26 protein-coding genes and 1 pseudogene are annotated in these 24,989 nt (G+C 42.8%); 18 read left to right on the forward strand and 9 right to left on the reverse strand.

From position 1 onward, the window contains the following. Positions 1–5: 5 nt before the first annotated feature. From HMPREF9188_RS02765 to HMPREF9188_RS02795, 7 genes and pseudogenes are all read right to left on the reverse strand, one after another. Entirely contained in the window at positions 6–962 is a 957-nt protein-coding gene (locus tag HMPREF9188_RS02765) for a zinc-ribbon domain-containing transport protein (RefSeq protein WP_009729833.1), read from the reverse strand. A gap of 99 nt (positions 963–1,061) precedes the next feature. Next, complete coding sequence (locus tag HMPREF9188_RS02770) at positions 1,062–1,457, reverse strand: hypothetical protein (RefSeq protein WP_001031994.1); 396 nt, start codon at positions 1,455–1,457, stop codon at positions 1,062–1,064. A 57-nt stretch (positions 1,458–1,514) separates the two neighbouring features. Further along, positions 1,515–2,960 (reverse strand): Asp-tRNA(Asn)/Glu-tRNA(Gln) amidotransferase subunit GatB, encoded by a 1,446-nt coding sequence (gene gatB / locus HMPREF9188_RS02775; RefSeq protein ID WP_001008633.1) that lies wholly within the window; start codon positions 2,958–2,960, stop codon positions 1,515–1,517. Beyond that, entirely contained in the window at positions 2,960–4,426 is a 1,467-nt protein-coding gene (gatA, locus tag HMPREF9188_RS02780) for an Asp-tRNA(Asn)/Glu-tRNA(Gln) amidotransferase subunit GatA (RefSeq protein WP_009729834.1), read from the reverse strand. The genes gatB and gatA overlap by 1 nt, the downstream gene beginning before the upstream one ends. After that, a complete protein-coding gene (gene gatC / locus HMPREF9188_RS02785) occupies positions 4,426–4,728 on the reverse strand; it encodes an Asp-tRNA(Asn)/Glu-tRNA(Gln) amidotransferase subunit GatC (RefSeq protein WP_009729835.1) in 303 nt (100 codons plus the stop codon). Before gatC ends, gatA begins: the two co-directional genes overlap by 1 nt. A gap of 356 nt (positions 4,729–5,084) precedes the next feature. Beyond that, a pseudogene (locus tag HMPREF9188_RS10685) lies at positions 5,085–5,330 on the reverse strand (DUF4160 domain-containing protein). After that, complete coding sequence (locus tag HMPREF9188_RS02795) at positions 5,323–5,574, reverse strand: hypothetical protein (RefSeq protein ID WP_009729837.1); 252 nt, start codon at positions 5,572–5,574, stop codon at positions 5,323–5,325. The pseudogene HMPREF9188_RS10685 and the gene HMPREF9188_RS02795 overlap by 8 nt, the downstream one beginning before the upstream one ends. Before the next feature lie 172 nt (positions 5,575–5,746). Between HMPREF9188_RS02795 and HMPREF9188_RS02800 the strand changes: the two genes are divergently transcribed. The 3 genes from HMPREF9188_RS02800 to HMPREF9188_RS02810 all read left to right on the forward strand — a co-directional run bounded on the left by HMPREF9188_RS02800 (position 5,747) and on the right by HMPREF9188_RS02810 (position 9,139). After that, positions 5,747–6,757 (forward strand): hypothetical protein, encoded by a 1,011-nt coding sequence (locus HMPREF9188_RS02800; RefSeq protein ID WP_009729838.1) that lies wholly within the window; start codon positions 5,747–5,749, stop codon positions 6,755–6,757. A gap of 14 nt (positions 6,758–6,771) precedes the next feature. Beyond that, positions 6,772–6,954, forward strand: a complete 183-nt coding sequence (locus tag HMPREF9188_RS02805; RefSeq protein ID WP_009729839.1) for a hypothetical protein — start codon at positions 6,772–6,774, stop codon at positions 6,952–6,954. Between the two features lie 640 nt (positions 6,955–7,594). After that, positions 7,595–9,139 carry a peptide chain release factor 3 gene (locus tag HMPREF9188_RS02810; RefSeq protein ID WP_009729840.1) on the forward strand — a complete coding sequence of 515 codons (1,545 nt, stop codon included), beginning with the start codon at positions 7,595–7,597 and terminating at the stop codon, positions 9,137–9,139. 300 nt (positions 9,140–9,439) lie between these two features. On the opposite strand, the gene HMPREF9188_RS02815 is transcribed toward HMPREF9188_RS02810, so the two are convergent. Together HMPREF9188_RS02815 and sstT are read right to left on the reverse strand one after the other, a co-directional pair. Next, a complete protein-coding gene (locus tag HMPREF9188_RS02815; protein ID WP_000029014.1) occupies positions 9,440–10,393 on the reverse strand; it encodes an aromatic acid exporter family protein in 954 nt (317 codons plus the stop codon). 49 nt (positions 10,394–10,442) lie between these two features. After that, positions 10,443–11,654 carry a serine/threonine transporter SstT gene (gene sstT / locus HMPREF9188_RS02820; RefSeq protein WP_009729841.1) on the reverse strand — a complete coding sequence of 404 codons (1,212 nt, stop codon included), beginning with the start codon at positions 11,652–11,654 and terminating at the stop codon, positions 10,443–10,445. A 150-nt stretch (positions 11,655–11,804) separates the two neighbouring features. Here sstT and HMPREF9188_RS02825 point away from each other — a divergent pair, with 150 nt between their 5' ends. The 15 genes from HMPREF9188_RS02825 to HMPREF9188_RS02895 all read left to right on the forward strand — a co-directional run bounded on the left by HMPREF9188_RS02825 (position 11,805) and on the right by HMPREF9188_RS02895 (position 24,985). Then, a complete protein-coding gene (locus HMPREF9188_RS02825; protein ID WP_001150568.1) occupies positions 11,805–12,365 on the forward strand; it encodes a mechanosensitive ion channel family protein in 561 nt (186 codons plus the stop codon). A gap of 57 nt (positions 12,366–12,422) precedes the next feature. Beyond that, positions 12,423–13,331: a magnesium transporter CorA family protein gene (locus HMPREF9188_RS02830; RefSeq protein WP_000899718.1), complete on the forward strand. Its 909-nt coding sequence runs from the start codon at positions 12,423–12,425 to the stop codon at positions 13,329–13,331. Between the two features lie 14 nt (positions 13,332–13,345). Beyond that, positions 13,346–13,873 (forward strand): YqeG family HAD IIIA-type phosphatase, encoded by a 528-nt coding sequence (locus tag HMPREF9188_RS02835; protein WP_000963744.1) that lies wholly within the window; start codon positions 13,346–13,348, stop codon positions 13,871–13,873. Positions 13,874–13,875: 2 nt separating this feature from the next. Further along, positions 13,876–14,982 carry a ribosome biogenesis GTPase YqeH gene (gene yqeH, locus HMPREF9188_RS02840; protein ID WP_000391189.1) on the forward strand — a complete coding sequence of 369 codons (1,107 nt, stop codon included), beginning with the start codon at positions 13,876–13,878 and terminating at the stop codon, positions 14,980–14,982. Positions 14,983–15,195: 213 nt separating this feature from the next. After that, on the forward strand, positions 15,196–15,507 hold the full coding sequence (gene yhbY, locus HMPREF9188_RS02845; protein WP_000060169.1) for a ribosome assembly RNA-binding protein YhbY: 312 nt from the start codon (positions 15,196–15,198) through the stop codon (positions 15,505–15,507). 50 nt (positions 15,508–15,557) lie between these two features. Beyond that, positions 15,558–16,187 carry a nicotinate-nucleotide adenylyltransferase gene (locus HMPREF9188_RS02850; protein ID WP_009729842.1) on the forward strand — a complete coding sequence of 210 codons (630 nt, stop codon included), beginning with the start codon at positions 15,558–15,560 and terminating at the stop codon, positions 16,185–16,187. After that, a complete protein-coding gene (yqeK, locus tag HMPREF9188_RS02855) occupies positions 16,187–16,780 on the forward strand; it encodes a bis(5'-nucleosyl)-tetraphosphatase (symmetrical) YqeK (RefSeq protein ID WP_009729843.1) in 594 nt (197 codons plus the stop codon). The genes HMPREF9188_RS02850 and yqeK overlap by 1 nt, the downstream gene beginning before the upstream one ends. Beyond that, the gene (locus tag HMPREF9188_RS02860; RefSeq protein ID WP_009729844.1) at positions 16,781–17,281 is read left to right on the forward strand and encodes a cysteine hydrolase family protein; all 501 of its coding nucleotides are present in this window, start codon (positions 16,781–16,783) and stop codon (positions 17,279–17,281) included. It abuts the gene before it with no gap. Positions 17,282–17,293: 12 nt separating this feature from the next. After that, on the forward strand, positions 17,294–17,647 hold the full coding sequence (rsfS, locus tag HMPREF9188_RS02865) for a ribosome silencing factor (RefSeq protein ID WP_001003021.1): 354 nt from the start codon (positions 17,294–17,296) through the stop codon (positions 17,645–17,647). A gap of 111 nt (positions 17,648–17,758) precedes the next feature. Next, positions 17,759–18,499 (forward strand): class I SAM-dependent DNA methyltransferase, encoded by a 741-nt coding sequence (locus HMPREF9188_RS02870; RefSeq protein WP_009729845.1) that lies wholly within the window; start codon positions 17,759–17,761, stop codon positions 18,497–18,499. A 9-nt stretch (positions 18,500–18,508) separates the two neighbouring features. Then, on the forward strand, positions 18,509–19,606 hold the full coding sequence (locus tag HMPREF9188_RS02875; RefSeq protein ID WP_009729846.1) for a nucleotidyltransferase: 1,098 nt from the start codon (positions 18,509–18,511) through the stop codon (positions 19,604–19,606). Between the two features lie 203 nt (positions 19,607–19,809). After that, positions 19,810–21,423, forward strand: a complete 1,614-nt coding sequence (locus HMPREF9188_RS02880; protein ID WP_000404959.1) for a ribonuclease Y — start codon at positions 19,810–19,812, stop codon at positions 21,421–21,423. Positions 21,424–21,557: 134 nt separating this feature from the next. Continuing rightward, positions 21,558–22,184: a guanylate kinase gene (gene gmk / locus HMPREF9188_RS02885; protein ID WP_000775041.1), complete on the forward strand. Its 627-nt coding sequence runs from the start codon at positions 21,558–21,560 to the stop codon at positions 22,182–22,184. A gap of 24 nt (positions 22,185–22,208) precedes the next feature. Further along, the gene (gene rpoZ / locus HMPREF9188_RS02890) at positions 22,209–22,523 is read left to right on the forward strand and encodes a DNA-directed RNA polymerase subunit omega (RefSeq protein ID WP_002875802.1); all 315 of its coding nucleotides are present in this window, start codon (positions 22,209–22,211) and stop codon (positions 22,521–22,523) included. A 65-nt stretch (positions 22,524–22,588) separates the two neighbouring features. Beyond that, entirely contained in the window at positions 22,589–24,985 is a 2,397-nt protein-coding gene (locus tag HMPREF9188_RS02895) for a primosomal protein N' (protein WP_009729847.1), read from the forward strand. Positions 24,986–24,989 lie beyond the last annotated feature (4 nt).

Below are 24,989 nucleotides of genomic sequence, written 5' to 3' on the forward strand. Positions count from 1 at the left end.
TCCTCCTAATTATAAAGCTCGTCTTCATCCACAACATCATAGGTATCAAGTACCCATTGGTTTGGACTGCGAGAGAGATTGGCACCACAGTAGTCACACTCGCTAACTGCAGAGATTTTTAATGGGGCACCACAGTTTGGACAGTGGTCGCTCACAACTTGGTCTGGATTGACTGCTTGCGTTTGGCTACCATGTTGACGGATAAAGTTCAATTGATACACGGTGAAGAGATCTTTTTTAGGATCTCCTTCGAGGACACGACGAGTCTCATCGTCAATGACATAGTCCCGCAAGGTAGATGACAGAATCACCACTAAGGTATCGTTTCCGTCAGGATTTTCAATGAACTCCTTGATGCGAACATTTTCGATACAGACTTTCTCTAAAACATTAGTTGTTTTAGCTCGAATATGGTCCTCAAGTTGGGTACTATGTTGAGAGTAGAGACTGGTACTTTCCAAAGCGCGGACAGAGTTCCAATTTTTCTCAGTCCAGGCAACCTGCAATTTAAGGTAGACTTCCTTAACCCAAGATGTGAAGGCTTCCGCGTCAAAGTTTGGATCCCCGTATTTCACACGGCTAATGGCCAGTGTGTTGTGTTCAACTCGACGATGGAGCGTCTGATAATCATTACTAGTGTAGGTTGAACTCGAATCTCCAGACTTACTCTGCAAGGATTTGACGATAACAACTAGTATGATTCCTCCGACTAATATGAACATAAATCCTAGATCGGGAGAGCTAGTAGAACTGTCAGAGGATGATCCGTATCCAGAGCGGTAGTAGTGATAGGATGAGCCGCCAGAACGACTTCCACCTCCACTTGAGCGGCTACTACTTCTGGAGCTACTGCGGCTGCTCCCTCCACTTCTGGAATGTCCAACACCCGCATCAACGATTTGAGGCACGGATAGAAAAACAAGTAATAAACAGGTCATTAAGAGAGCGTAAAACTTTTTCATGTGTCTCCTAACTATATGATTGAAAAGGTAGAATTCTGAATTTGAATGATTATTAAACTATTTAATAACCTTTAAAAATCATCTAAGATATACTAGGTGTTATTTACTAGCATTTAGCTTCTTTATGGAATGGCGCTCGATGAGCCATCCCACAATCCATCCTATTGCTAGCAAGTAATTTTCAAAAGCACCGATAGCATTTACAGGAGAGTGATATTCCATATAATTGAGTAAGTGATTTGTTCCTATTCCAATTCCGCCAATAATGAGAGCAAGAAGTGCGATTCGTAGATAGAACCAATCGTATTTAATATTGATAGCGAGAATAATAATCAATACAGCTAAATTCCATATTCCAATTTCTCGTTGCCAACCAGCAGATATTCCGTAACCGGAGTGGCTTCCCATGTATGATGGAAAGAAAATTTGTAGTATAGAAGCGCCTAACATAGCGATGATGACTAAGGCAAATAGCAATCGTAAAAATTTGTTCATTTATTCTCCTTGTCTCATTCTCGGTTTAAAAGTAGAAAAAAGTGTATAAAGAGTAAATTACTCACTGTCTTTCAATTTCGTCAATTCCTGGGCAAGTAGTTTAAGGGCAACTTGTGGGTTGGCTTGACCTTTGGTTGCCTTCATAAGGAATCCTGTGAAGGCCTTGTCTGCGTTTCGTTTTCCTGACTTGAAGTCGGCGACAGCGGCTTCATTATCGGCAAAGACTTGGTGGATGATTGGAATCAAGATAGCTGGATCTGAGATTTGGACCAAACCTGCTTTTTCCACGTATTCACGCGCTCCACCGCCATTTTTAGCCAGATGAACAAAGACTTTTTTGGCAATCTTAGAAGAGATAGTGCCGTCTTCGATGATGGCAATCATTTCTACTAAGTTTTCTGGTGTCAACTCGATTTGTTCGAGTGTTTTTCCTTCGGCATTCAAGAATTGAGCGACTTCCCCTTGGAGCCAGTTAGAGACTTGCTTAGCATCGCCACCGAGGGCAACAGCTTTTTCAAAGAAATCAGAAGTGACTTTGTTTGCAGTTAACTGACTAGCATCGTAGTCTGACAAGCCAAGGTCAGCAACGTAGCGAGCACGGCGTTCTTTTGGAAACTCTGGCAACTCTGTACGCATTTCTTCGATCCACTCATCAGAGATTTCAAAGAGGGGTAGGTCTGGTTCTGGGAAGTAGCGGTAGTCTGCAGCCCCTTCCTTGACACGCATGAGGATGGTTGCTTTGTTAGCTTCATCGTAACGGCGTGTTTCTTGGCGAATTTGACCACCTGAGCGAAGGATTTCGGCTTGACGTTGGACTTCGTATTCAAGCCCCTTACGGACGTTAGAGAAGGAATTCAAGTTCTTCAACTCAGTCTTGGTACCGAATTTCTCTTGACCATAAGGACGAAGGGAGATGTTCGCATCCACACGCATAGAACCTTCTTCCATCTTAACGTCAGAAATGCCAGCGTACTGGATAACTTCCTTGAGGGCGGTCAGATAAGCGTAGGCCTCTTCAGGAGAACGCATGTCCGCTTCAGATACAATCTCAATCAATGGTACCCCTTGACGATTGAGGTCAACATAAGAGTAGCCATCTGTACCGTGGGTGTTTTTACCAGCGTCTTCTTCTAGGTGGGCGCGTTCAATACCGATTTTCTTGGTCGTACCGTCTTCTAGCTCCACTTCAATCCAGCCGTTGTAGCCGATTGGCTCATCAAACTGAGAAATTTGGTAGGCTTTTGGATTATCAGGATAGAAGTAGTTCTTGCGGTCAAAGTGCATGTGCTTGTGGATGTCCATGTTGAGGGCAAGAGCTGCCTTGATACCAGCATCGACAACCCCTTTATTGAGAACTGGCAGAACTCCTGGGAAGGACCAGTCAATCACGTTGGTGTTGGCGTTTTGGTCATTTCCGAAGTGGGCAGAAGTTGGTGAGAAGATTTTTGAATTGGTGTTGAGCTCTACGTGGACTTCAAGTCCAATGACTGTTTCAAAGTTCATTAGTTATCACCTCCAAAAATCACGGGTTGTTGTTTGTGGTAGTCTGTTGTCGCTTCAAAAGCAGCAGCAACTTGGTAAATGGTTTCTTCTGAGTATTTAGGACCGATCAATTGGAGACCAACAGGTAGACCTTGAGAGAATCCAGCAGGAATCGAAATCCCTGGGAGACCGGCCAAGTTGACTGGGATGGTCAATAGGTCAGCTAAGTACATGGCAACTGGGTCATGGTTGAGTGAGTCCAAGTCATAGGCAACGCTTGGTGCAGTTGGTCCCAAAATCAGGTCGTAATCCGCAAAGACTTTTTCGAAATCTTGAATGATGAGGGTACGAACCTGTCCAGCCTTCTTGTAGTAGGCGTCATAGTAACCTGATGAAAGGCTGAAAGTACCCAGCATGATACGGCGTTTTACTTCTTCACCGAAACCTTGACTACGGCTGTTTACATAGATTTCATCAAGGTTGCTTGCATCTTCTGCGCGGTAGCCGTAACGGATACCATCAAAGCGTTGCAAGTTTGATGAAGCTTCTGATGAAGCGATGATGTAGTAAACGGCAACACCGTATTTTGAGTGAGGAAGGCTCACTTCTTCGACGATAGCGCCAAGTTTCTCAAAGTGTTTGGCTGCCTTGATAATGGTTTCTTTAACTTCTGGGTCAATTCCTTCGCCAAGGTATTCTTTAGGCAAAGCAATTTTCATGCCCTTGATGTCATGCCCGATTTTTGAAGTAAAGTCGGCAATACGGACAGGGGCAGAAGTAGAATCTTTGGCATCTTCGCTGGCAATAGCGTTGAGCAAGAGGGCATTTTCCTTAACAGTTGGTGCAAAAGGTCCAATTTGGTCTAACGAGCTACCGAAGGCAATGAGACCGAAACGAGAAACTGTTCCGTAGGTAGGTTTGAGACCAACGACCCCGTTGAATGCGGCAGGTTGGCGGATGGAACCACCAGTATCAGAACCAAGTGACAAGCGGACTTGCCCTGACGCTACTGCTACAGCAGAACCACTTGATGACCCACCAGGAACCTTGCTGTGATCCCAAGCATTTTTGGTGGCACCGTAGTAAGAAGTCTCACCAGAACCACCCATAGCAAACTCATCCATGTTGGTTTTCCCAACGACAATCATGCCCTTGGTTTTTGCATTGGCAACGGCTGTCGCATCAAAGATAGGCTCGTAGTTGTAGAGCATTTTTGAGGCTGCAGTTGTCAGGATGCCGTCCGTAGAGATATTATCTTTAACAGCCAGTGGAATCCCTGAAAGGACATTATCCGCGTCAATTCCAGCTTCATCAATGGCTTTGGCTTGAGCAAGAGCCTGCTCCTCAGCGATTGTAACAAATGAATTGAGGTCTTCCTCACGAGACTTGATATCTTCAAGTGTAGCCTGGGTCAATTCAGTTGCTGAAATCTCCTTAGAGACAAGGAGATTGTGTAACTCTTCAATGGTTTTATGATTAAAAGTCATTAGGCATCTCCTCCATCGTCTAGAATAGCTGGTACCTTGATATAGTAGTTGTCTTTTTCAGGTACGTTTTTAAACAAGCGGTCACGGTCAGTTCCTTCTTCGGCCACATCAGGGCGGAGTACGGTCTTGCGGTCAGCCATCGTTGTAGTAGGTGCGACACCAGTTGTGTCGACTTCGCCCAGCAACTCAACCATGTCAACAATTTTAGACAAGGTTGTCGCAAAGGCAGCAGTTTCTTCTTCAGAGAATGTTAATTTTGAAAGATTAGCAACGTGTGTTACCTCTTCTTGCGTAATTTTCATCTTGCATCCTTTCGTGAAATGATGATTTTTAGTCTGTTCTATTTTACCATATTTTCCTATAAATAAGGGAGGTAAAGCTGAAAAAAGACATTTGGCAAGTCGAGAAAGAGGTTTTTAAAAGTGACAAAAAAATAGCCGTCCTAACTTTGGCGAGTTAACGAGCTATTTTTAGTTATGTAACTACAGCCACCGTCTTAAACGGCTCTGTGGGGTGTTGTTAGCGCAACACCTTTTTCTATATTCGTTGTAACATTTATTTTAAAAATTGCAAGGGGAATAAGCTCCCTAGTATCAGGTATTAAAATTGCTAGATAGTTTTTGTTTGTCGTTGATTAGCAAACTAAGATTCTTTGATTTTAATATGTACTCTTTTGGTATTCATTCCATAAAGCCTGAAGTTCATCTGCATTTTCTAAAACATATTGCCTTATTATTTTTATGTTTTTTGCTTTTACTTTACCATCTCTCAAATCACCGTTCAGAAACATTGAACCCACTTCTTATCCGTGGATATAAATGTGAATATGCGCTTTTTGACCTTTATGGTTATGTTCGTTAGGACGAATTTCAATACCATACTTTAAGAAAGAATATTTAGGCATGTAGTAGTCCCACGTAGTCCTTCCATGTTTCAAGGTAGTTATCGCGATTTAACTCAATTTGCTTTTGAGCAAAACGAATGTCATAGTCTGCCAAGTCCAAATTTTCCAAGACTTCTCCGGTTAGAATACTAAAGGTTCCAATTAATTCATCGTCATCATACATGCGCAAAATAGGGTTGCTTGGATTCTTGCAAATAGCATCTTTTGTCACTTCTAAATTGGTTACACCAAATTCTTTGAACATGATTACATCTCCTTTTGTTTTATTATATCATTTTTGCTAGAATTGTCATGATTTTCGATATATTTGACTACAAGGGAAAGCTTTTATCCAAGTTTGTAAAAAAAATTAAACTTTGAGCTAAATTTTAGGAAAAGTGATATAATTGAATTGTATACTTGCGTGGAGGTATTCGATGAAAAAGTTAAAAAATATTGATATTAGTATCAGTTATATTTGGGATTCGATTATGCGACACCCCATTATAAGCACATTCAGCTTTATTGTTACTACGGGTCTATCAGGTTTTTCTTTTTGGTTTACATTCTTAGAAATAAAATCTAATCTTGGAGAAGAGCACTTCTGGAGATATACCTCTTACATAGTTCTTGTGATTGTTGTAGTCTCCATATTCTTATATTCTTGGTCGAAAATAGCAACATATTTATTTTACAATGATTACACTAAAGCTGTTTCTAAATATATGTCCAGCGCTTCAAAACATGATGTATGGCATTTATCTAAAGCTTCAAAAGAATATAGGCGAGTGCCTAAGCCCGAATCTTCGAGCACAGATGATTATAGGCGTAAAGTTTTAGAAAATACTTATAAAAGTTTTTCAACTCTAACAAAACATACTTTTGGTGATATTTTTAATGATTTGGAGGAAGTTTTATCTAAAAGCCTTTATACCTCACTAAAAATTAGTTTGAGATTATTTCCTAAAGATTTTGATATGAATAAGCTAAATTCTTTTCAGGATTTAGCTGAATTGCAATATTCGGAATTTTTTGTTGAAGATGGTAGAATGAACCTTAGAGATAGTGTAAGGTGTCCTTTAAGTGAAGATATGAAGGCATTGATGTTTTCTAAGAATCTAACTCACATCTATAAGATTAAAGATGGTAATAGAGGGATTGTTTTCATACTAACAGCAAAAAGTTTCTCAGAGTTTCCTAAAATATATGGATTTTTAGACTTTAGTTGGACAAACCTTAGTCGTCCATTTATGGATGAAGAGTTTTTGATTGATTTCATAATCCCTATAATACTTGAACGGGTCAATATTCTATGCTATTATATATCAAGTATGGAAACGTATATGTATACTCTACCTTCAAGGATATTTGATGATCCACAAGCGATAGTTTCCGTAGGAACTGAATTTGATTTTTTAAAAACATTATATGATAAATATAATGAGTAAAGGAGATAGTAAAAATGTCAGCATTTTCATCATGCCGAAAGATAACCGTAAAAGAAGATTTATGGGAAGCAGGGCAAGCATTAAAGGTTTTAGCCTTTGCAGATTTAAGATATCTAGACAATGAGGCTTTTTGGGAAGCGGTAAAATATGAACCATATCCAAGAGAAATAGATATATGCAATAAAGAAGAGTCTTAATTATATCGTATCTGCTACTTCGCCCCATCATCGGTCAATCTTTTTCATTTAAGAATAGACTTTTGTTTAATACTTACTAATGTAAATTCACTGTACTGTATTTGTTGGTTAGATCCCTAGCTGATAACTTATAAAATAATAAATTGTTAAACCCAATGATCTTAACTGTATCGTTGAGTTTTAATTATGAATTATGACATAAGAAAACGAGTATCTCCAACTATGGGAATACTCGTTTTCTGATATTTAGAAGTTTTTTGCTCAGCTTCTTTTTTAAATTTGGTCAGTTTTAGTTAATCTTTTGTAGAAAAAATTATTTACTTAATAATTCTCTAAGCACATTTATTTTTCTTTCTCTTCAATTAAGTGACCATATGTATGAGTAATGTGTGTAATGTCTTGTTATCCCATGTTTGAAGCAGCAACTCAGATATCAAATAATATACTTGTATGTGTGTGTCAAATACCAGTCGCTAATAAATTACAGGGGGGACAGGGGAAACTCTAACGGAAAATAGAAATTGAAAAACTCCCCAAAATCCGATATAATGGAGAGTTGAAAGGAATAGTAAAATCCAATGTAAAAATCATTCTTAACTACTGAAACAACTAAAAATAGAAAATCAAAGAAAGAGAACTTATGACTATTCAAGAAGAAATCAAGAAACGCCGTACCTTTGCCATTATTTCTCACCCGGACGCGGGGAAAACAACCATTACTGAGCAGTTGCTCTACTTTGGGGGCGAGATTCGTGAGGCTGGTACGGTAAAAGGAAAGAAAACAGGGACTTTTGCCAAGTCTGACTGGATGGATATCGAGAAACAACGTGGGATTTCGGTAACCTCATCTGTCATGCAGTTTGACTATGATGGCAAGCGCGTCAACATCCTTGACACCCCAGGGCACGAGGACTTCTCAGAAGATACTTATCGTACCTTGATGGCGGTGGATGCTGCGGTCATGGTCGTCGACTCTGCCAAGGGTATCGAGGCCCAAACCAAGAAATTGTTTGAGGTTGTCAAACACCGTGGCATTCCAGTCTTTACCTTTATGAACAAGCTGGACCGTGATGGCCGTGAGCCACTGGATCTCTTGCAAGAACTAGAAGAAGTATTGGGGATTGCCAGCTATCCAATGAACTGGCCAATCGGGATGGGGAAAGCTTTTGAGGGCTTGTATGACCTCTATAACCAACGTTTAGAACTTTATAAAGGGGATGAGCGTTTTGCCAGTCTAGAAGATGGTGACCAGCTTTTTGGCAGCAATCCTTTCTACGCTCAGGTTAAGGACGATATCGAACTGTTGCAAGAAGCAGGAAATGAATTTTCGGAAGAAGCTATTCTTGAAGGAGAACTGACTCCGGTCTTCTTCGGTTCAGCCCTCACTAACTTTGGGGTGCAGACCTTCCTTGAGACCTTCCTTGAGTTTGCTCCAGAACCACATGGGCACAAGAAAACAGACGGAGAAATTGTGGATCCTTATGACAAGGATTTCTCAGGATTTGTCTTTAAAATCCAAGCCAATATGGACCCTCGTCACCGTGACCGCATTGCCTTTGTCCGTATCGTATCGGGCGAATTTGAGCGTGGGATGAGTGTTAACCTTCCTCGTACTGGGAAGACTGCCAAGCTTTCTAATGTCACCCAGTTTATGGCGGAAAGTCGTGAGAATGTGACCAATGCCGTGGCAGGTGATATTATCGGGGTTTACGATACTGGTACTTATCAGGTTGGGGATACCTTGACAGTTGGAAAAAATAAGTTTGAATTTGAACCACTGCCAACCTTTACCCCTGAGATTTTCATGAAAGTTTCTGCTAAGAACGTTATGAAACAAAAATCTTTCCACAAAGGGATTGAGCAATTGGTGCAAGAAGGAGCCATTCAGCTTTATAAGAATTACCAAACTGGCGAGTACATGCTAGGGGCTGTGGGACAACTCCAGTTTGAAGTCTTTAAGCACCGCATGGAAGGCGAGTACAATGCAGAAGTAGTCATGAGCCCAATGGGTAAAAAGACCGTTCGTTGGATCAAGCCTGAGGACTTGGATGAACGGATGTCATCAAGCCGCAATATCTTGGCTAAGGACCGCTTTGACCAACCAGTCTTCCTCTTTGAAAATGACTTTGCCCTCCGCTGGTTTACGGACAAGTATCCAGATGTAGAGTTGGAGGAAAAAATGTGATTCAGTAAGTCTACTTGATTGCATAGCAATCTAAGTAGGCTACGGCAAGTCCTATTAGACTTGCCTAACTGCCTCACTAACTGAGTTTTACAAATGAAATCGATTTGTAAAACTCAGTGTCGTAATTTAACAATCGGTAACCGCTATGGCAGCTTCCCTAAACACTTCATTAGGACAAGTGCCCGAATGATTTTGATTCGTGGAATTTGGATTTATTTTCATATAGTAAAGGTAATTGAAGTCAAAGGTAAATTAAAAACCTCAGAGAAATCATGTTACATGAATTCTTCTGAGGTTTTTCTAGTTTCCATATTTTTGGTAAAAATCGACCTTAACCTGGATAAAGGTTTCGGCTTCGCGTAGTAGCTGCAGGAGGGTGGCGCGGGTCTCAAACTCCTCACGTGTTTTAGGGAGACTCCGATTGCGGAAGACTCGCAGATAACGTTTGATGTCATCAAGTAGGTCATGAGCAGGATTGGTCTGACTTAGCTGGGCAGCAATCTTCGAAAAGAGCTGGGCCAAAATCAAACTCTCACTTGCGGCCAGATGACAGGTATTGATCTGCTGGGCCATATTTCGCAGGATGCGACTTTGTCTCTGTCTCATCTCAAAGTAGTGGATGTGGTAGTCCGTTTGGTGAAAGAGGTGGTCCGAGTGATCCAAATAAACCAGCTTGAGGGCTTCTTCAAGAAGCTCATCCAATTCGTCAACGAGTTGGGCTTGATTGCGTCCGTCTCCTCTTGACAGATAGTATTTAAAGCGAAGCAGGATGTCTTTTAACTTTTCTTCGACCTGAAGGTGGTAGCTTTGGATGGCTTTCTCACGAGAGGGCATATAAAGGTTGACCAATAGAGCAAAGCTTGTCCCGATGAGAAAGAGGAGTACTTCATTAAGCAAGAGCTCTGGGGAAGTAGACTCCTGTACCAAGAGATGACCGACCAAGACACTGCTAGGGGTGATGCCGATTTCCCAACCCATTTTATAGGCTAGAGGCACATAGAGAGCCAGATAGAGGCCTAGGCTCCATATGTGAAAGCCCGTAAGCTGAAAGGCTAGAACGCCGATAGCGAGCGCTAGGAGCATGGAGAAGAGGCGGTTACGTGCTAATTTCAGTGTGCTTCGGCGCGTGTCAGAAAGGCTTAAGAGGGCGATAATACCAGCTGAAACAGCTGAAGATAAATCCAAAAAATAAGCGAGAAAACAAGCGAGACAGGTCGCCAAGATCAGTTTTGTCGTACGTTGGGTGATAGACATGAGAATTTCCTAAACTAATAGAATCGAGTGTTTAACGAGGAATCAGGTACTAGGGCCGAGGTTTTCGGTTTGTAGCATACTCGGCAACCGCTGTAAAGAGAACATCTGTAGAAGAGTTTAGAGCTGTTTCGCAAGAGTCTTGCACGACACCAATCACAAAACCGACTCCGACAACTTGCATAGCCAAGTCGTTGGAAATCCCAAAGAGGCTACAAGCGACAGGAATGAGGAGAAGCGATCCCCCAGCAATTCCAGATGCCCCGCAGGCAGAAATGGCAGCTACTACACTGAGCACAAATGCTGTCCCAAAGTCTACCGAGATTCCGAGTGTATTGACAGCAGCCAGGGTCAGGACATTTATGGTAACGGCAGCGCCAGCCATATTGATGGTCGACCCAAGCGGGATGGAAACAGAGTAGGTGTCAGGATTCAGTCCCAGGTCTTGGCAAAGTTTCATATTGACCGGGATATTGGCAGCAGAGCTACGAGTGAAAAAGGCTGTAATACCACTGACACGTAGACATTTCAAAACAAGGGGATAGGGATTTTTCCTCATAAAAAGAAAGGCGATGAGTGGGTTGATGATGAGAGCAACAAAAGCCATGGTAGCAATCAAAAGTCCTAGGAGGACACCATAGTTTGCCAGACTGGCGATGCCCTTGTCTGAGATGGTCTTGAACACCAAGCCTAAAATTCCAAAGGGAGCTAGGTTGATAATCCATTCCACGATTTTAGAGGTGACATCCGCCATGGTTTTCAGTAATTCTTTGCTGTGTTTACTTGCCTCTCTCATAGCCAGACCAAAGACGACTGCCCAAGAGAGAATCCCGATATAGTTGGCTTCGACAATAGCATTTAGGGGATTGTCCACCAGTTTGAGCAAGAGATTGCTGAGGACTTGACCGATACCGTCAGGAGCAGCGACTTCAGTATTTGCACTGGTCAGGGTGATTTGAACAGGCAGTAAGAAACTAGCTAGAACGGCCACCAATGCAGCAGCAAAGGTTCCAAGCAAGTATAGGAAAATAACCGTTTTCATATTGGTATTTTGCCCCTTTTGGTGTTGGGAAAGGGCATTGGCAACAAGGGCAAAAACTAGAATAGGAGCGATGGCTTTCAGTCCGCCTACAAAGAGATCTCCAAGCAGACCAATTCCTGTAAGGTTCGGAAAGAGCATCCCCAATGTCGCTCCAAAAATCATTCCAATAAGGATTCGTTTGATGAGGCTTGCCTTGGTCCAGGCTCTAATGATTCGTTTCATATCAGTCTCCTTCAAAATGTATTGTTTATAATTATAGTATAAATATGCTATAGAGGCAAGTGATATTTTGAAAACGGAGACGATAATTGAATAATTATGAAAGAAAAGAGAAGGACGATTTTATGGTATAATAGGAAAAAGGAGTTTTATATGCAAGATTTTTTTCAACGTTATTTTGATAAACTTGATTTAACAACCATCTTAGAGAATCTCTTGACCAAGGTGATTTCTCTTTTGATTTTGTTTCTGTTATTTTATATAGCTAAAAAGATGCTTCACGCGACTGTACGAAAGATTGTCAAGCCCTCGCTTAAATTTTCAAATCGGGATGCAGGAAGGCAAAAGACAATCTCGCGTTTGCTGGAGAATGTCTTTAACTACATTCTTTATTTCTTTTTAATCTATTGCATCCTGTCTATTTTAGGCTTGCCGGTTTCTAGTTTGCTTGCCGGTGCGGGGATTGCTGGTGTAGCCATTGGGATGGGGGCGCAAGGTTTTCTATCCGATGTCATTAATGGCTTCTTCATCCTCTTTGAACGCCAGCTCGATGTGGGTGATGAAGTGGTCCTCACAAACGGACCGATTACCGTTTCTGGAAAGGTCGTTAGTGTAGGAATCCGTACAACACAACTGCGAGGTGACGATCAAGCCCTTCACTTTGTTCCTAACCGCAATATTACCGTTGTTAGTAATTTATCCCGTACTGAATAGTCCGACTATTTTAGCAGATTTGTGGTACAATAGAAGGAGTTTGGTAAAGGAGAGAGTATGCTATTTGTAGAGAAAAAATTAGGTCACGATCGTACTTGGATAGACCTTGATGTGGACAAGATTAAAAATATGGAAGATCTTTCTGACATCTATGGATTGGACAAGGAAACCATCGAGTATGCTCTAGATAGAAATGAACGAGCCCACATGGATTATAACCGTGAAACGGAGACGGTAACCTTCATTTATAATGTTCTTGATTTAGAAAAAGACAAAGAATATTATGAAGCGATTCCGATGACCTTTATCGTTGAAAAACAACGGCTGATTACCATCAGCAATCACAAGAATACTTATGTGATTAAACGCATGGCAACCTACCTTGAAAGCCATGAAATTATTTCAATCTACAAATTTCTTTTTGCCAGTTTAGAGATTATTAGCAATGCTTACTATCCAGTGATCGAAGAGATGGATAAAAGTAAGGATGAAATCAGTGCACTTCTTCGTCAAAAAACAACTAAAAAAAATCTTTTCGCCCTCTCTGACTTGGAAACTGGTATGGTTTACCTGACAGCAGCTGCTAAACAAAATCGTCTCCTCTTGGAACACATTCAAGGGCATGCACTTTATCGCAATCTTAATGAGGTGGAAAGAGAGCAGTTTGACGATGCTATGATTGAAGCCCATCAGTTGGTTTCAATGACAGATTTGATATCTCAAGTCTTGCAACAACTCTCAGCCTCTTACAACAACATCCTAAATAATAATCTAAATGATAATTTGACAACTTTGACAATTATCTCAGTCTTGCTAGCTATCCTTGCGGTTATTACAGGATTCTTCGGAATGAATGTTCCCTTACCGTTTACAGATGAACCAAATGCTTGGATTTATATTTTGATAGCTAGTCTCATTTTATGGGCAGTCTTAGCTCAATGTTTAAAGAAAATTGCTAGAAATTAAAAAAAGGAGCCAGAATGGCGATTGAAAACTATATGCCAGATTTTGCTGTGGAAGCAGTCTATGATCTGACAGTCCCAAGCCTGCAGGCGCAGGGAATCAAGGCTGTTTTGGTCGATCTGGACAATACCCTCATTGCTTGGAATAACCCTGATGGGACGCCAGAGATGAAGCAATGGCTACATGACCTCCGTGACGCGGGCATCCGCATTATCGTGGTCTCAAATAATACCAAAAAACGGGTTCAACGCGCAGTTGAGAAATTTGGGATTGATTACGTTTATTGGGCCTTAAAGCCTTTCACATTTGGGATTGACCGTGCCATGAAGGAATTCCACTATGAGAAAAATGAAGTGGTCATGGTCGGCGACCAACTTATGACAGATATACGAGCAGCTCACCGTGCAGGCATTCGCTCGATCTTAGTCAAACCCTTGGTCCAACATGACTCCATCAAAACGCAGATTAACCGAGCTCGCGAGCGCCGTGTTATGCGAAAAATCACTGAAAAATACGGACCGATTACATATAAAAAAGGAATTTAACTATGGAAGAAATTCTCTGTATTGGTTGTGGAGCAACCATTCAGACGACAGACAAGGCTGGTCTTGGTTTCACTCCCCAGTCGGCACTCGAAAAAGGTTTGGAGACTGGCGAAGTCTATTGCCAACGTTGTTTCCGTCTCCGCCACTACAATGAAATCACAGATGTTCAGTTGACAGACGATGATTTCCTCAAACTCTTGCACGAGGTAGGAGACAGTGATGCCTTGGTGGTCAATGTCATTGATATTTTTGACTTTAATGGTTCTGTCATCCCAGGCTTGCCACGCTTTGTATCGGGCAATGATGTCCTCTTGGTTGGAAATAAAAAAGATATCCTGCCCAAGTCAGTTAAACCAGGCAAAATTAGCCAGTGGCTTATGGAACGTGCCCATGAAGAAGGACTTCGTCCAGTGGATGTCGTCCTAACTTCGGCACAAAACAAGCATGCCATTAAGGAAGTCATTGACAAGATTGAACACTACCGTAAGGGCCGTGATGTCTATGTGGTCGGTGTAACCAACGTTGGAAAATCAACTCTTATCAATGCTATTATCCAAGAAATCACTGGCGACCAAAATGTCATCACGACTTCGCGCTTCCCAGGGACAACCTTGGACAAGATTGAGATTCCGCTTGACGACGGATCTTATATCTACGATACACCAGGGATTATCCACCGCCACCAGATGGCCCACTACTTGACGGCTAAAAACCTCAAGTATGTCAGCCCTAAAAAGGAAATCAAGCCAAAAACCTATCAACTTAACCCTGAACAAACCCTGTTTCTTGGTGGTTTAGGACGCTTTGACTTTATATCAGGAGAAAAACAAGGATTTACTGCTTTTTTTGACAACGAACTCAAACTCCACCGTACCAAGCTAGAAGGCGCTAGTGCCTTTTATGACAAGCATCTGGGAACTCTTCTCACACCACCAAATAGTAAGGAAAAAGAAGATTTCCCAAAACTTGTACAGCATGTATTTACCATTAAGGACAAGACAGACCTGGTCATCTCAGGCCTAGGCTGGATCCGCGTAACAGGCACTGCCAAAGTCGCCGTCTGGGCACCAGAAGGCGTCGCCGTCGTCACACGCAAAGCAATTATCTAAACACAGAAAGGAAAGGGTCATATAGACTTGGGCGAGCATTGCGAGCCCATAGAGAATACTTTTCGCCGTGGTGTTAGTTGGTACAAGTGATTGTACCAACTGCGGAAAATTTGAGACCTTGGGCTCAAATTTTAGTCATGAAAGTTCGAAGAACTTTGCTGACGTCCGTCACCACTTCAGAAAAGTATAAAAAGAAACTCTTTTTAAGAAATTATGTCATTAACATCAAAACAACGTGCCTTCCTCAACAGCCAGGCACATACCCTCAAACCCATCATCCAAATCGGGAAAAATGGTCTCAACGACCAAATCAAAACCAGCGTACGTCAAGCTCTTGACGCCCGTGAATTGATCAAGGTTACTCTCTTGCAAAACACAGATGAAAACATCCATGAAGTAGCTGAAATCTTGGAAGAAGAAATTGGTGTAGATACTGTCCAAAAAATCGGACGCATCTTGATCTTGTTTAAGCAATCCAGCAAGAAAGAAAATCGCAAGATTTCTAAAAAAGTCAAAGAAATCTAAAACCTACTCCAAACAACTGTTTTTACAGAGAATTAAAGGAAGACGAGCCTATGGCAATCGAATTATTGACTCCCTTTACCAAGGTAGAGTTGGAGCCAGAAATCAAGGAGAAAAAACGCAAACAAGTCGGGATTCTAGGGGGGAATTTTAATCCCGTTCACAATGCCCATCTTATCGTTGCGGACCAAGTCCGACAACAGTTGGGACTGGACCAAGTCCTGCTTATGCCCGAATACCAACCTCCTCATGTAGATAAAAAGGAAACCATCCCCGAGCACCATCGGCTCAAGATGCTTGAGTTGGCGATTGAGGGGATTGAAGGCTTAGCCATTGAAACAATCGAGTTAGAGCGCAAGGGAATTTCCTACACCTACGACACCATGAAGATTTTGACAGAGCAACATCCAGATACGGATTATTACTTCATTATCGGGGCTGATATGGTGGACTATCTGCCTAAATGGTACCGAATTGATGAGCTGGTCGACATGGTTCAGTTTGTTGGAGTTCAGCGCCCACGCTACAAGGCAGGGACTTCCTATCCAGTTATCTGGGTGGATGTGCCTCTCATGGACATCTCGTCCAGCATGGTGCGTGACTTCATTGCCCAAGGTCGGAAACCTAACTTTCTCCTACCTCAGCCAGTGCTAGACTACATCGAGAAGGAGGGGCTTTACTGATGGCATACCAAGACTATATCAACTGTTCCCGAGAGGCTTTGTTGGAAAGAATGGCAGAGCTTCTGCCTGAAAAACGCTTAACACATTGCTTGGGAGTGGAGCGTGCAGCCATAGAGCTTGCGAAGCGATTTGGAGTCGATGTTGAGAAAGCTGGTCTAGCAGGCCTTCTTCATGATTATGCAAAAAAGCTGTCAGATCAGGAATTTCTGGATTTGATTGACCGTTACCAATTAGACCCTGACCTCAAAAACTGGGGTAATAATGTCTGGCATGGCATGGTTGGCATCTACAAGATTCAGGAGGACTTGGATTTGCATGATCCAGAAATCCTGCGAGCCATTGAAATTCATACAGTCGGTGCTGGTCAGATGAGCGACCTAGATAAAGTTGTCTACGTCGCAGATTATATCGAGCATAACCGCGCCTTTCCAGGTGTGGACGTGGCGCGTGAGATTGCAAGTTTGTCACTCAATAAGGCAGTAGCTTACGAGACAGCTCACACAGTGGAGCATTTAGCTCATCAGGGATTCCCCATCTATCCCCAAACCCTTGAAACCTATAACGCCTTTGTGCACTATTTGAAAGAGGACTAGATGAGGACGGCTTTTATAATCATTGATGTTCAGAATATTTTAGTGGAAACCGGTTTTCAGACAAATAGTCTATTGGAAAAAATTTCTTATTTACAAAACCAGGCTAGAAGCAAGAATATCGAAATTATCTATGTTCAACATATTGAGGACTCTGAAGCTCAAACATCAGAAGATTGGCAGTTATCGGAGCTTTTAAGTCGAAAACCTAATGAAAAGGTCTTTCAGAAGAAGTATAACAGTATTTTCAAAGAAACTGGTTTAAAAGAATACTTGGATAAACAGGGGATTGAAAAATTAGTTTTATGTGGTATGCAGACAGAATATTGTGTGGATACCTCTGTCAAGGTTGCCTTTGAATATGGCTATCAGCTTATTATTCCAGAAGGAACTTGCACAACGTTTGATGGTGATGACATTCCAGCAGAAACGATAAATGAATTTTATGAGGACATTTGGGAGGGGCGCTTTGCAGATGTCCTAGATTACAAACATATTTTCTAGAAAGAGGACTAAATGAACGAAAAAGAATTACTAGAACTAGTCGTGAAAGCGGCTGATGAGAAACGTGCGGAGGATATCCTCGCACTTGATGTACAAGATTTGACCAGTGTTACAGACTACTTTGTCATCACGAGCTCGATGAATAGCCGTCAGTTAGACGCTATCGCTGATAATATCCGTGAAAAAGTAGCTCAAGCTGGTGTTAAAGGCAGCCATGTCGAAGGTGATGCAGCTGGAGGCTGGGTCTTGCTGGACCTTGGCGGTGTCGTTGTGCATATCTTCTCAGAAGAAATGCGTGCCCACTATAACCTAGAAAAACTATGGCATGAGGCGAATTCAGTAGATTTATCTGAAACTTTGGCGTAGAAGATGAACTCAGTTGTAGTCAACTGGGTTTATTTGCTTATTTTAGAAGAAAATTGATGGAAAGGTGAGGGCGAGTGGTGTTTGCCATGGAGGCTCTTGGTATCATGTTTTATGGCGACATATGAAACTTTTGCGGCTGTTTACGATGCTGTGATGGATGATAGTTTATACGATAAATGGACGGATTTTTCCCTCCGTCATTTGCCAAAGACTAAGGGGAGAAAGAAACTCTTGGAGCTGGCTTGTGGGACAGGCATCCAGTCAGTGCGCTTTTCTCAGGCTGGTTTTGATGTAACTGGACTTGATTTGAGTGCTGATATGTTGAAGATTGCGGAGAAGAGAGCGACTTCAGCCAAGCAAAAGATTGATTTTATTGAAGGCAACATGCTGGATTTGTCCAAGGCAGGGAAATATGATTTTGTCACGTGTTATTCGGACTCTATCTGCTACATGCAGGATGAGGTGGAAGTAGGGGATGTCTTTAAGGAAGTCTATAATGCCCTCAATGAAGATGGTGTCTTTATTTTTGATGTGCATTCGACTTACCAGACAGATGAGGTATTTCCTGGCTATTCCTACCATGAAAATGCAGAAGATTTTGCCATGCTCTGGGATACCTACGAGGACGCTGCACCTCACTCCATCGTGCATGAGTTGACCTTCTTTATCAAGGAGTCTGATGGTTCCTTTAGTCGCCACGATGAGGTACACGAGGAGCGTACATACGAAGTCTTGACCTATGATATTTTGCTGGAACAGGCTGGTTTCAAGTCTTTCAAACTCTATGCCGACTTTGAGGACAAGGAGCCAACAGAAACCAGTAGACGTTGGTTTTTTGTCGCGCAGAAGTAGGAGAACATCATGACCATCACAGGTATTATCGCGGAGTTCAATCCTTTTCATAATGGGCACAAATACCTGCTGGATCAGGCTGAGGGGCTGAAAATCGTTGCCATGTCTGGGAATTTCATGCAGAGAGGCGAGCCTGCTATCGTTGATAAGTGGGCGCGGGCCCAGATGGCACTGGAAAATGGCGCAGACTTGGTAGTGGAATTGCCCTTTTTAGTCAGTGTTCAGGCGGCAGATTTCTTTGGCCAAGGAGCTGTGGATATCTTGGCTCGGTTGGGCATTGATAGCCTAGCTTTTGGGACAGAGGAAGTTCTGGATTACCAAAAAATTGCTGACTTATACACAGAGCAAGGTGCTGAGATGGAGAATTTTGTGGAAAATCTGCCTGATTCTCTCTCCTATCCTCAGAAAACCCAAGCCATGTGGAAGGAATTTGCTGGTCTTGATTTTTCAGGCAATACGCCCAATCATGTCCTTGCTCTGGCCTATGCCAAGGCGGTTGCAGGACGCAACATCAAACTCCAGCCGATTCAGCGTCAGGGAGCGAGTTACCATTCTGTGGACAAGAATGTGGACTTTGCCTCGGCGACAGCCCTCCGTCAGCACCAGAGGGACAAAGATTTCTTAGAACGCTTTATGCCTTCTGTTGCCCTCTTTGAGCAAGCCAATAAGGTGAGCTGGGATGACTATTTTCCCTTACTCCGCTATCAAATCTTGTCAAATCCAGACCTAACCACTATCTATCAGGTCAATCAAGAAATGGCTGTGCGTATCAAAGAAGCAATCAAGCTAGCCCAGTCTGTGGAAGAATTGGTGGAAGCTGTTGCGACCAAACGCTATACCAAGGCGCGTGTCAGACGTCTCTTGACCTATATTTTAGTGCAGGCTAGAGAAAGTGACTTACCAGAAGCCATTCATGTCCTTGGCTTTACCGAAAAAGGCAGGCAACACCTTAAATCTCTGAAAGAGCAGGTCCATTTAGTCAGCCGAATTGGCAAAGAACCTTGGGATGCCATGACCCAAAAGGCAGATCAGATTTACCGACTAGGGAAGCCAAGTATAGCAGAGCAGAATTTCGGCAGAGTTCCGATTAGAATAGAAACAAACTAAGTCTACTGAAAGGTGGACTTTTTTGCTTCGTTTTTCGTGGAAATTTAAATTTTTAAAGATTCTTAATTTTGCTTGAATATCCAAGGGATTTCTTCTAAAATTCACACAAAACTCTTCAATTTGGGTTTGTGAAAATCGGTTTTTTATGATAGAATATTAAGGAATGTATGTCATTCGATAAACAAATTTAATGAGGTAAAAACATGGAAATCATGACACTTGCGATTGCTGTTTTTGCCGTCATCATTGGTTTAGTCATTGGATATGTCAGCATCTCAGCTAAGATGAAATCATCTCAAGAGGCTGCAGAGTTGATGCTTCTAAATGCTGAACAAGAAGCAACTAATTTACGAGGACAAGCTGAGCGCGAAGCGGATTTATTGCTAAATGAAGCCAAGAGCGAAAGCAAGTCTCTTAAAAAAGAAGCACTATTGGAGGCCAAAGAGGAAGCCAGAAAATACCGTGAAGAAGTGGACGCTGAATTTAAGTCAGAACGTCAGGAGCTCAAGCAAATTGAAAGTCGTTTGACGGAGAGAGCTACGAGCCTTGACCGTAAGGACGACAATTTGACGAACAAAGAAAAAACACTTGAACAAAAAGAACAAAGTATTTCTGATAGAGCAAAAAACCTTGATGCACGTGAAGAGCAATTAGAGGAAGTCGAAAGACAAAAAGAAGCTGAACTTGAACGTATCGGTTCCCTTTCCCAAACTGAGGCTCGAGATATTATCTTGGCTCAGACAGAGGAAAACTTGACCAAGGAAATTGCTAGTCGCATTCGTGAGGCTGAGCAAGAAGTCAAGGAACGTTCAGACAAGATTGCGAAAGATATCTTGGTTCAGGCTATGCAGCGTATCGCTGGTGACTATGTAGCGGAGTCAACAAACTCTACAGTTCATCTACCAGACGATACCATGAAGGGACGCATTATCGGTCGTGAAGGACGTAATATTCGTACCTTTGAAAGTTTGACAGGGGTCGATGTGATTATCGACGATACGCCAGAAGTGGTAACCTTGTCAGGATTTGATCCGATTCGTCGTGAGATTGCTCGTATGACCATGGAAATGTTGCTCAAGGATGGCCGTATCCACCCAGCTCGTATTGAGGAGTTGGTGGAGAAAAACCGTCAGGAGATTGACAATAAAATCCGTGAATATGGTGAGGCTGCTGCCTATGAGATTGGTGCGCCAAACCTTCATCCAGACTTGATGAAGATCATGGGACGCTTGCAGTTCCGTACTTCTTATGGACAAAATGTCTTGCGTCATTCGATTGAGGTTGCTAAGTTATCTGGTATCATCGCCAGTGAACTTGGTGAAAATGCAGCTCTTGCTCGTCGTGCTGGATTCCTTCATGACATCGGGAAAGCTATTGACCGCGAGGTTGAAGGTAGCCACGTTGAGATTGGTACGGAGTTGGCTCGTAAGTACAAGGAACACCCAGTTGTGGTGAATACCATTGCTAGCCACCACGGTGATGTGGAAGCAGAAAGCGTCATCGCAGTGATCGTTGCAGCAGCAGATGCCTTGAGTGCAGCGCGTCCAGGTGCTCGTAGTGAATCTCTTGAAAGCTATATCAAGCGTCTCCATGACTTGGAAGAAATCGCCAATGGCTTTGAAGGAGTGCAAAATAGCTTTGCTCTTCAAGCAGGACGTGAAATTCGTATCATGGTTAATCCAGGACAAATCAAAGACGACAAAGTCACAATCTTAGCTCACAAAGTTCGTGAGAAAATTGAAAATAATCTCGATTACCCAGGAAATATCAAGGTAACCGTGATCCGCGAACTTCGTGCAGTAGATTATGCTAAATAAATAAGAAAGAGCAGTTGAAAAATTACTGCTTTTTTGTTACACTAGATAGAAAGACTGTAGAAGGATAACTGACGTTATCATCAGTATCCAAGAGAAATTTTACTTTATTTCACAGACTAACTAAAGGAGACATAATGGCAGACCGAGGCTTGCTAATCGTTTTTTCTGGTCCTTCAGGAGTTGGGAAAGGGACGGTTAGAAGAGAGATTTTTGAGAGTTCTGAGAATCAATTTCAATACTCTGTATCGATGACGACACGTGCGCAACGTCCTGGTGAAGTGGATGGAGTGGACTATTTCTTCCGTACTCGTGAAGAGTTTGAAGAGCTGATCCGTCAAGGTCAGATGTTGGAATATGCAGAATATGTCGGTAACTACTATGGGACTCCTCTAACCTATGTCAATGAAACTTTGGACAAGGGAATCGATGTCTTTCTTGAGATTGAAGTCCAAGGAGCCCTTCAGGTTAAGAAAAAGGTTCCAGACGCTGTCTTTATCTTTCTAACGCCACCAGATTTGGATGAATTGCAAGATCGTTTGGTGGGTCGTGGAACAGATAGTGCAGAAGTGATTGCCCAACGAATCGAAAAAGCCAAGGAAGAAATTGCTCTCATGCGTGAGTATGATTATGCCATTGTCAACGATCAGGTGCCCCTCGCTGCTGAACGTGTCAAGCGTGTGATCGAAGCAGAACACTTCCGTGTGGACCGTGTCATTGGTCACTATCAGGAGATGTTGCCAAAATCTCCAACTACTCGATAAACTATAGGAAACAGGTACAAGCAAATGATGTTAAAACCCTCTATTGATACCTTGCTCGACAAGGTGCCATCAAAATATTCACTCGTAATCTTGGAAGCAAAACGTGCCCACGAACTAGAAGCAGGCGCGCCAGCAACTCAAGAGTTTAAGTCTGAAAAATCAACTCTTCGTGCTTTAGAAGAAATCGAGTCTGGAAACGTTACGATTCACCCAGATCCAGAAGGAAAACGTGAAGCGGTTCGTCTCCGTATCGAAGAAGAAAAACGCCGCAGAGAAGAAGAAGAAAAGAAAATCAAAGAGCAAATTGCTAAAGAAAAAGAAGATGGTGAAAAAATTTAAGGTTGGGGGGACTCAATCTTATTTTTTCTATTGCAAGAATTTACTGACAAGAAGGAGGTGAGAAGATGGCGAACGCAAAGATTATCGTGGATGTTCCCCTGATGCAGACGGACCAGCCATACAGCTATAAGGTCCCAGAGGAATTTGTAGAGATGCTGGAAGCCGGTATGCGGGTTCATGTCCCCTTCGGTAAAGGCAATCGCTTGATCCAAGGAATTGTGCTAGGTCTGGAGTCCCAGTTGGATGAAGAGGTGGCTGATCAGGACTTGAAGGAGATTGCAGAAGTGCTAGATTTTTCTCCTGTCTTGACTCAGGAGCAACTCTGGTTGGCTGAGGAATTACGCAAGTCCGTCTTTTCTTACAAAATCTCCATCCTAAAAGCCATGTTGCCTGGATTTTTAAACTCCAGTTATGATAAGATTCTCTATCCTCTGGAAGGTCTGAGTCGGCAAGACAAAGAGCGCTTGTTTGGTTCAGAAGATTCGCTAGCCTTTTCTTCTCTAGACCTTGCCAAACAGGCAGAAATGATGCGCTTGACCAGAAAAGGTCTACTTCGTTTAGAATACCAGGCAGTCGATCAAAAAAAGGTCAAGACCCAGTCTTGGTATGAGGTCCATGTTGACCAGTTAGAACGTATCGAGATTTCTGCGCGTGCCAAGAAAAAGGCAGAGCTGAGAGACTGTTTGCTGTCTCATCCTGAGAGTGCTCCTCTGGCTAGTTTGTTAGAGTCTTATTCGCGGGAGCAAGTCAACTTTTTTGTGGAGCAAGGAGCTGTGTCCATAGTCCAAAAGGAAGTGCAACGCTCAGCTACTTATTTTGAAGGCATTGAAGCCAGCCAACCTTTGGAATTGAATCCAGAACAAAGACAGGCGCGTGATGCCGTTGTCAGTGCTATTGGTAGTCAACAGCCTCCTTTCCTCCTTCAAGGGATTACAGGAAGTGGGAAAACGGAGGTTTACTTACAGATCATCCAAGGAGCCTTGGACAAGGGTAAGACGGCCATTTTGCTGGTACCAGAGATTTCTCTGACGCCACAAATGACGGAGCGTTTCATTGCTCGTTTCGGTGAGAAAGTAGCCATTCTTCACTCAGGCCTATCCAATGGTGAGAAGTACGACGAATGGCGCAAGGTTGAGCGTGGAGATGCCCAAGTTGTTGTTGGCGCTCGGTCAGCTATCTTTGCTCCTTTGAAAAATCTGGGTGTCATGATTATCGATGAAGAGCATGAGGCTAGCTACAAACAAGACAGCAATCCCCGTTATCATGCCAGAGAGGTCGCCATTCTACGGGCCCAGTACAATCAAGCAGCCCTGGTCCTTGGTTCAGCGACACCAAGTCTGGAAAGCCGTGCGCGGGCTGGAAAAGGTGTCTACCACCACTTACGACTAACCCAACGAGCTAATCCTTTAGCCACGATTCCTGAGGTTCAAGTGATTGACTTTCGGGACTATATCGGACAAAATGAGACATCAAACTTCACCCCTCCTTTGCTAGAAGCTATCCAAGACCGCCTGGATAAAAAAGAGCAGGTAGTCCTCATGCTCAATCGTCGGGGCTATTCTAGCTTTGTTATGTGTAGGGAGTGTGGGACTGTGGATACTTGTCCCAACTGTGACATTTCTCTGACTCTCCACATGGATACCAAGACTATGAATTGCCATTACTGTGGCTTTTCTAAGGGAATTCCTCATGTCTGTCCCAACTGTCAGAGTCGCAGTATTCGTTACTACGGGACGGGGACTCAGAAAGCCTACGATGAACTAGCAGAGCTCTTTCCTCAGGCCCGCATTCTGCGAATGGATGTGGATACGACCCGTAGGAAAGGCAGTCACCAAGCCTTACTTGACCAGTTCGGTCAAGGGGAAGCGGATATCTTGCTGGGAACTCAGATGATTGCCAAGGGCTTGGATTTTCCAAATGTGACCTTGGTAGGAGTGCTCAATGCGGATACAGCCTTGAATTTGCCTGATTTCCGTTCTTCTGAGAGAACCTTCCAACTCTTGACCCAGGTGGCTGGCCGGGCAGGTCGTGCTGAAAAGGCTGGGCAGGTCTTGATCCAGTCTTACAATCCTGAGCACTATGCCATTCGTTTTGCCAAAGACCAAGACTACGAAGGTTTTTATGCCTATGAAATGAGTATCAGGCGCCAACTCGGTTACCCGCCTTATTATTTCACTATTGGGATTACCCTCTCTCATAAGAAAGAAGAAGAGGTTGTCAAACGTGCTTATGAAGTCATGGGAATTTTGCACTCAGGTTTATCGGAAACTAGTAAAATCCTTGGACCGACACCAAAACCCATTGCCCGTACCCACAACCTTTATCATTACCAAATTTTGATTAAATACCGTTTAGAAGATGAGCTGAGTCCAACACTCAATCAGGTCTTGGTCTTGACTCAAGAACGGGAAAATAGCGAGCTTCGTCTCAGCATTGACCACGAACCGCAGCAATTTTTATAAGAAG

Origin of the sequence: Streptococcus sp. F0441, assembly GCF_000314775.2 — a bacterium.
Taxonomy (GTDB): domain Bacteria; phylum Bacillota; class Bacilli; order Lactobacillales; family Streptococcaceae; genus Streptococcus.